Raw genomic sequence first — 1,125 nt, forward strand, 5'->3', positions numbered from 1 at the left:
CACGCGCCGGCCAATCAACCATCCTGCGCGCGTCCGAAAAGCCGACGGCATCTAGTATGGAATTCGCCAGCCGTGACGACTTGTGTTGAGCGTTCGCGCTGCAGACAATGACACCATCGCATTTGATGTCCTCTATTCTGATCGTGAACCCATCCTCAGTCACCACAGCGAAGTGCCCGCCATCGCCATCCCTCGGATGTTTATGGCATTGACGTATCACCGCCACCGTAACGGATTTCGTCACTCTTGCCGGTACTGCCGTCTCATCCATCAATAACCAAAATACGCCACCCCTCATCCGTCGCAACGGATTTGCCTACGCCTTAGCCAGCTTCACCCTGACCGAACCCCGTCAGGAACCCGAGCAAACGTGTCCATAGGCTTTCACAACGAAAGCCAAACGGACTGCCGTACAAATGGCCTTTGCTGGCCGATGGCCAAGACCCCGACGCCCTTGAGGCGCGCTTGGCATATCACCTGCACCGGCTGAACCTCACAGGTGAACCGTTGCGGGAAGCATTAAAGGGGAAAGCCTATCTGGCCACGGCCCTGTCGCAGGGACGCGCAACCATCAATCATGACTTCATCCTTGAACTCGCCGCTACCCTCAGCATCGCGGCCGATGAACTTAGCCGCGCGCCCACCGACGATGAAACCATGGAATGGGCCTTTTATCGAATCAGCGCCAACAACAGCAAGGCTGTGTGGTCTAAGGCAATTCAACTGGCTCAGAACAACAACCTATCCATAAGAGACCTCGCAACCCTTACCGGAATTGACCAGGCCCATGTCGTTCGAGCTGCCTCTGGCAAAAAAGCTCGTGTATTCACCCTCGATCACGCTCAGCGTCTCGCCGCCTCAATTCCAAGCGCTGATCCACACTCACTGCTTCCTGACGACAACGAACGCAGCTGATGCCCCAGATTTCCACGCCTGAACTTTGACGCAATGCCGTCAACATGGCCGCCGCAATCGGCGACGAAATAACAGCAACCGGTGCCCGTTCGCGCCGCACTTCACACCGCTAAGAACCCCACCCGCTGCGCCGGAACCCCACCGGCGCAAACGGGCAACCATGTCCTCTCTCATATCCGGGAAACGCGATGACGCCACAATTCAATCCAA

At 56.9% G+C, this 1,125-nt stretch carries 2 protein-coding genes; one reads left to right on the forward strand and one right to left on the reverse strand.

Annotated elements, in window-relative coordinates; genetic code table 11:
• The coding region (locus I8N66_RS37435; RefSeq protein ID WP_291165615.1) for a hypothetical protein at nucleotides 1-271 on the reverse strand (271 nt) is incomplete at its 3' end.
• 194 nt (nucleotides 272-465) lie between these two features.
• Between I8N66_RS37435 and I8N66_RS37440 the strand changes: the two genes are divergently transcribed.
• Nucleotides 466-915, forward strand: a complete 450-nt coding sequence (locus tag I8N66_RS37440; protein ID WP_291165617.1) for a hypothetical protein — start codon at nucleotides 466-468, stop codon at nucleotides 913-915.
• Nucleotides 916-1,125: the final 210 nt, after the last annotated feature.

Origin of the sequence: Ensifer sp. SSB1 (assembly GCF_016652895.1) — a bacterium.
Classification (GTDB): Bacteria; Pseudomonadota; Alphaproteobacteria; order Rhizobiales; family Rhizobiaceae; genus Ensifer.